The organism is Streptomyces europaeiscabiei, assembly GCF_001550375.1.
Taxonomy (GTDB): domain Bacteria; phylum Actinomycetota; class Actinomycetes; order Streptomycetales; family Streptomycetaceae; genus Streptomyces; species Streptomyces europaeiscabiei.
This window is the reverse complement of sequence record NZ_LRTR01000545.1, coordinates 1-6,170: the sequence shown is the minus strand read 5'-3', so window position 1 is coordinate 6,170 and position 6,170 is coordinate 1. Positions and strand designations below refer to the sequence as shown.

Annotated in this window: 4 protein-coding genes; 2 read left to right on the top strand and 2 right to left on the bottom strand. The window is 72.0% G+C overall.

The window, feature by feature from the left end; translation table 11 throughout:
* Positions 1-1,237, bottom strand: a 1,237-nt coding sequence (locus AWZ10_RS26805) for a serine/threonine-protein kinase (protein ID WP_060892228.1), incomplete at its 3' end; no start/stop codon positions are given.
* A 60-nt stretch (positions 1,238-1,297) separates the two neighbouring features.
* A complete protein-coding gene (locus tag AWZ10_RS26800; protein ID WP_060892227.1) occupies positions 1,298-1,495 on the bottom strand; it encodes a hypothetical protein in 198 nt (65 codons plus the stop codon).
* A gap of 279 nt (positions 1,496-1,774) precedes the next feature.
* Here AWZ10_RS26800 and AWZ10_RS26795 point away from each other — a divergent pair, with 279 nt between their 5' ends.
* Together AWZ10_RS26795 and AWZ10_RS26790 are read left to right on the top strand one after the other, a co-directional pair.
* Positions 1,775-4,987: a family 78 glycoside hydrolase catalytic domain gene (locus AWZ10_RS26795; protein ID WP_060892226.1), complete on the top strand. Its 3,213-nt coding sequence runs from the start codon at positions 1,775-1,777 to the stop codon at positions 4,985-4,987.
* Between the two features lie 112 nt (positions 4,988-5,099).
* Positions 5,100-6,170 (top strand): serine/threonine-protein kinase (locus tag AWZ10_RS26790; protein WP_159058342.1); only part of this gene is annotated, 1,071 nt, incomplete at its 3' end.

Sequence of the window (6,170 nt, the reverse complement as noted above, 5' to 3'; positions counted from 1 at the left end):
TGGTGGAGGAGCCGCCCCCGCCACGGTCGTCCATGCCGCCGTTCTGGTACGTCACCACGGTGACCGACACGCTCACGGAGACGGCCACGGCCGCCAGTACGGCGATCACCGCCGGCCGACGCCGTGCCGCCCCCTTCCGTCCACCGTCGCCGTCGCCACCGGGCCCGGGAACGACGGTGGTTCCGCCCGCACCGCCCGCCCCGGGGGCCACGGTCGTACCGCCCCCGTACGGCGGCGCGTCCCCGTACGGCGGCATGGTCGTGGGCGGCACGGCCCCGTACGGCGGCATGGTCGTGGGCGGGGCACCCCGGTACGGGGGCATCGTCGTCATGCCGGGCGCCGGCCCGAAGCCACCGCCACCTCCCGCTCCGCCACCACCTCCCGCTCCGCCACCGCCGCCTCGCAGGTCCACGGTGTCGAGGTCGACGGCGGCGAGGGCGTCGCGGAACGCGCCCGCGTCGGACATACGGTGGGCGGGGTCGGCCGCCAGGGCGTACCGGAGCGCCGAGTTGAAGGCGGGCGGCAGCCCGGGGAGGTCGGCGTACGGCCAGGTGTGGCGCACGATCAGTTCGGCGAGGCTGAGCTGAGTGCCGTCCTCCGGGTAGTGCGGCGGGCGGCCGCACAGCAGGGCGTAGACGGTCGCGGCCAGTGAGTACACGTCGCCGGCCGGGGTGGGGTCCGCCATGTGGAAGGCCTCGGGCGGCGCGTACGCGGGGGTCAACGCCTCCCGGGTCACGGACAGTTCTCGTCCCGGCTGAGGCATGGCGGCCAGGCCGAAGTCGGTGAGGGCGACACCCCCGTACCGGTTGACCATGACGTTGCCGGGCTTGATGTCGCGGTGCAGCACCCCGGCGGCGTGGGCGGCGGCCACCGCGTCGGCGAGGCCCACACCGATGTCGCGTGCCTCCTTGGCCGGGAACGCGCCCTGCCGGTGCAGCCGGTCGCCCAGGGAGCCGCCGGGGCACAGCTCCAGCACCATGTAGGGGCGGTTGTCGGTGAGAACCCCGGCGTCGTACACCGGAACCACATGAGGGTGTCCGGACAGTTGCCCCGCGGCCGTGACCTCGCGCATGAAGCGCTGCCGGTCACGCGGTGTGGACAGCACCCTGCTGTCCACCTTCAGCGCGACCTCCCGACCCACGGCCAGCTGCCGGGCCCGGTACACCGTGGCGAATCCGCCCTGTCCCAGGACGTCGTCGATCTCGTAACCGGGCAGGTCCGTTCTTCCGGGCCCCATGGTGTCGTACCCCCAGCGCGCAGCCCCGGTCAGCACGTCCGACCGAGGTGAGGCGAGACTCTAGCCGAGCCCGGTGACACCGGGACGCCGCGTTCGGCCACCGGGCAGCGCCGTCGTTCGGACCAGGGGGCCGAAGTGGCCTTCGAGGACGGTCCGGGTGATCTGGGGGCGGTCCCACAAGGCGAGGATCTCGTCGGCGGGGCCGACGGCCGGGAGGGGGTGCCGGTCGCCGTGCACCACGAGGGAGGCGGCCGGCATCCGGCGACGCAACGGCAGACTCCGCCCGGAGAGGCCGACCCGTCAGGCGAACGTGGCGAAGTGACTGTCACGGAGGGCGCCCCTTGGCCGAGTCCACCCCCCGCGAAGGCCCAGCTGAGCACCACCACGCAGCCTGTTAAAACGTTTCATTCCTCAGGAATTCACTTGCGCCCCACCTATTGACCGGATTCGGCGCGGAACCCTAACCTCCGGGCAATCACATTGAAACCTTTCATGATGCGACTCTCATGAACCGGCCCCTACGACCGAAGGTGCACCATGGCTCAGGACTTCCCACGGCGAAGACTTCTCCAGTTCGGTGGCATCGCGGCCGCCTCCGTCGTCCTGTCCGGGCCCCGGCCCTTCTCCGCCTCCGGCCCGGTGGGCATGGCCGCTGCCGCGGAGGCGACGCCCGCGCCGACCGGGATGCTCACGGATCTGCTGCCGCAGGCACTCGGTACGGGTGCCGGGCAGAACCCTCGCTTCAGCTGGCAGGTGCCGGACCTCCGCGAGGGCACCGTGCAGCGCGCCTACCAGCTCCAACTGGCGGCCACCCCGGGCGGTTTCGAGGACGACGACCAGGTGGTGTGGGACTCCGGGAAGCAGGACTCCGTCGACTCCACGGCCGTACCGTACGGCGGACCGGCGCTGAAGCCCCGTACGGCCTACTGGTGGCGGGTCAGAAGCTGGGTCAACAAGCGTTCGGCATGGTCGGAGCCCGTCCTGCTGGCCACCTCGGTCGAGGACGAGTGGGAGGCGAAGCCGATCTGGGTGCCGGCCGGGCCCGTGATGACCGACGGCACTTTCACCGTCCGCGTGAAGATCACCGCCGTGGCGGCCGGCCTGTGGTTCCGGGCCACGAGCACCGCCAACAACTACATGTGGCAGCTGCGCGCGGGCACCACCGGTGTGCTGCGCAAGCACGTCTGCGTGAACGGCACGTACACCGTGCTCGGCGAGGTGAAACTGCCGTTCGCGGTCACCGTCGGGGAGTGGGTCGACCTGCGCGTCACCATGACGGGCGCCACCTTCACCACCACCGTCGACGGCACCGTCGTCGACACCGCCACCGACAGCCGCTACGCCTCCGGCAACGTCGGCCTGCGCAACGGCAGCACCGAGTCCCAGACCTACGACCGGGTCACCTTCACGGCGGCCGACGGCACGGTCCTCCTCGACGACGACTTCGCCTCCGACAAGGGCACCTTCGCCACCGGCACGGTCTCGGGCGGCGTTCTCACCTTCCCGACCGGTGCCTCCTCGCTCTCCGCCTACGGGGCCGACGACACATGGGCGCTCCTGCGCCACGAGTACGACACGAAGGCCGGCAAGGAGATAGCGGCGGCGATCCTCTATGTGGCGGCCACCTCGCCCGATCCGGCCCGGCAATACGTCGCGAAGGTGTGGAGCAACGGCACGACGGTCGGCTACGCCTCCGTCCGCTCCGGCGCCGGGACCGCCTACCAGGCCTTCGACGTGACCTCCACCCTGCGGGCGGACGGGAAGGCCAACGCGCTGGCCGCACTGTGCTGGACCACCTCGCAGCAGAAGTTCCTGGCCCAGCTGGAGATCACGTACACGGACGGCAGCCGGTCGACGGTCGCCTCCGGGGACGGCTGGAGGGCGCGCCGCCAGGCCGGGCTGCTGCCCTCGAAGGGCAGTGCGGGCAGCAGCTACTTCACCGTTCCGCAGGAGTACTGGGACCTGCGCCGCGAGCCCGTGGGCTGGACGAAGCACGGCTTCGACGACGGCGACTGGGTCAAGCCGGTGGTCCGTACCGCGATCGACGGTCTCGTCCCCGCGCTGATCGAGGCGATACGGCCGCACGACGTCACCCCCGCCTCCGTCACCGAGGTCGCCGACGGCCGCTGGCTGGTCGACCTCGGCCGGGAGATCGTCGGCGGGCTGGCCCTGGAGGTCACCGGCGGCGCGGGCGACACCGTCGAGGTGCGGCTCGGCGAGGAGCTGAACACGGACGGCACGGTCAAGTACCAGCTGCGCGCCACCAACACCTACCGCGAGGTGTGGACGCTGCGGGACGGCGAGCAGCGCTTCGAGCACTGGGGCTACCGCGGCTTCCGCTGGGCCGAACTGCGCACCACGCTGGACCTGTCGAAGGCGGTCGTCACCGGTCGCGCCTGGAAACTCGACTGGAACGACTCGGACGCCTCGTTCCGCAGCTCCGACGCCGACCTGGACCGGGTGTGGGAGCTGTGCCGCTACTCCATCGAGGCCACCCGCGGCGACCTCTACACGGACACACCCACCCGTGAGCGCGGCCCCTACGAGGGCGACGCGCTGATCAACCAGCTCTCCGAGTACGGCGTGCAGCGCTCGTACGCCCTGGCCCGCTGGTCGAACGACTATCTGGTCCGCAAGGGCACCTGGCCCACCGAGTACCGGCTGATGTGCGCGATCTCCGCGTGGGAGGACTATCTCGCCACGGGCGACGACCGGCAGCTCGCCAAGGACTACGACCTGCTGACCGCGAAGAACCTCACCTCGTACCTGGACTCCCAGGGACTGGTCCGCAAGGCGGCCGGCAGCACCAGCCAGGACCTCGGCGATCTCGTCGACTGGCCCGCCGCCAGCCGGGACGGCTATGTGTTCACCAACGTCAACACGGTCGTCAACGCCTTCCAGTACGCGGCCTTCGAGGCGCTCGCCGGGTGCGCCGCGGCCCTCGGCAAGGACGCCGACGCGACCGCCCTGCGCGGCCGGGCCGACACCCTCGCCACCGCGATGCGATCCACCCTCCTCGACAGTGCGGGCGGACGCTTCCTCGACGGCGTCGGCACCACCCACAGCGCCCAGCACGCGACCGCCTTCCCGGTGGCGCTCGGTGTCGCGGACGCCCTGGACGACAAGGTGCTGTCCAGGCTGGGCGACACCCTGGCGGCGGGCGGCATGAAGGTGAGCGTGTACGGGTCGCAGTTCCTGCTCGACGCGCTGTTCCGGCTGGGCCGCTCCGACGCCGCCCTCGCCCTGCTCACCTCCACGGCCACCAACTCGTGGCTGCACATGCTGGACGCGCTCAAGGCGACCATCGTCACGGAGGCGTGGGACCCCGCGCTCAAGTCCAACATGACGCTCTCGCACGCCTGGGCGTCCGCGCCGGCCAACGCCGTGGCCCGGCACATCCTCGGCGTGCAGGTCACCGAGCCCGGCGCGGCCGGGTTCCGGATCCGGCCCAGGACCGGGTCGCTGACCGAGGTCGACGGTACGGTGCCCTCCCTGCGCGGGCCGGTCTCGGTCCAGGTGCAGCGCTCCGGGGACACGCACACCACCCGGGTCACGTTGCCGCCGAACTCAAGTGCCGTGCTGGAGGTGGAGATCGGGGACGCCGCCCCGAAGGCGTACCGGGTGAAGGCGGTCACGCCGCGCGGGGAGGGAAGCGCGAAGGTCGAGTCGTTCACCGATCTCACGGGCACGGTGCTGCGGATCGGCCCGCTCGGCTCGGGTACGACGGAGGTGCGCCGCAAGACCTCCTGAGCCTCTCGGGGGGCGGGAAGTGGCCGAAACCCGGAATGCGCGCCCCCGCTGAGCTAGCCTCAACATCCTTGGGGGCGAACTGACGTACGCCAAAAGTCATTTCGGGGGTGTTGTGTCAGACCAGCGGCCGGTGCCGCCATCATCGACGGCGGACAGGGCTCCGGCGCTGCGACAGGCAGGTGCTCTGCCTCCGCGCCCCGGCGACCCGGACCGTATCGGTCCCTATGTGCCGTTGGGGCTGCTCGGCAGCGGCGGAATGGGGCGCGTCTATCTGGCGCGCCCCGCGGACGGCAAACCCGACCTCGTCGCGGTGAAGGTGATCAGGCCGGAGTACGCGGAGGACATCCGGTTCCGCCGCCGATTCGAGCAGGAGGCGGCGGTGCACAGCCGGGTGCGCACGCCACACATGCCGCGCCTGGCCGGCACGGGCTTCCGGGACGAACTGCTGTGGATGGCCACCGAGTATCTGCCGGGGCTCGATCTGGCGGTGGCCGTGGACGAGGACGGCCCCCTGCCGGCCGTCGCCGTCCGGCGGCTGGTGGCGGAGCTGGGACAGGCCCTCGCCGACCTCTCCGCCGCGGGGATCGTGCACCGGGACCTGAAGCCGTCCAACGTGCTGCTGTCCGCCCAGGGCGCGCACGTCATCGACTTCGGCATCGCGAAGGCCGCCGACGCGAGCGCGATCACCGGCACGGGCAACCGGGTCGGCACCCCGGCCTACATGTCTCCGGAGTACCTGCGGACCGGCGAGTGCGACACGGCCTCGGACGTGTTCTCCCTGGCCTGCACCCTGGTCTTCGCGGCGACCGGCAGCGCCCCGTTCGGCGACGGCACCGGCGTCGACGTCATGCACCGGGTGGCGTTCGAGGAGCCCAACCCGGACGTGCTCGCCGAGATCGCGACGACCGACGCGAAGCTCGCCTCACTGCTCTCCGCCTGCCTGGCCAAGGAGCCCGGACAGCGGCCGACACCGGGGCAGCTGATCGAGGCGGTCGCGCCCGGCTCCCCTGGCTCCGAGGCGGTCGCGCCCGACTTCTCCGGTTCCGAGGCGGCCGTACCGTACGGGACGTTCGACTGGCCCGGACCGCTGGGCGCCCGCGTGCTCGCCCGGCAGCGGGCGTGCGAGACGCTGCGCCGCGTCCCCCTCGAACAGCCCGGCCCCGAACCGCTGGGGAAGGCGGCG

Bases quoted from the DNA above. Each gene is read 5' to 3' on its own strand.
- AWZ10_RS26800 (WP_060892227.1), bottom strand. From the start codon at position 1,495: ATGCCGGCCGCCTCCCTCGTGGTGCACGGCGACCGGCACCCCCTCCCG.
- AWZ10_RS26795 (WP_060892226.1), top strand. From the start codon at position 1,775: ATGGCTCAGGACTTCCCACGGCGAAGACTTCTCCAGTTCGGTGGCATC.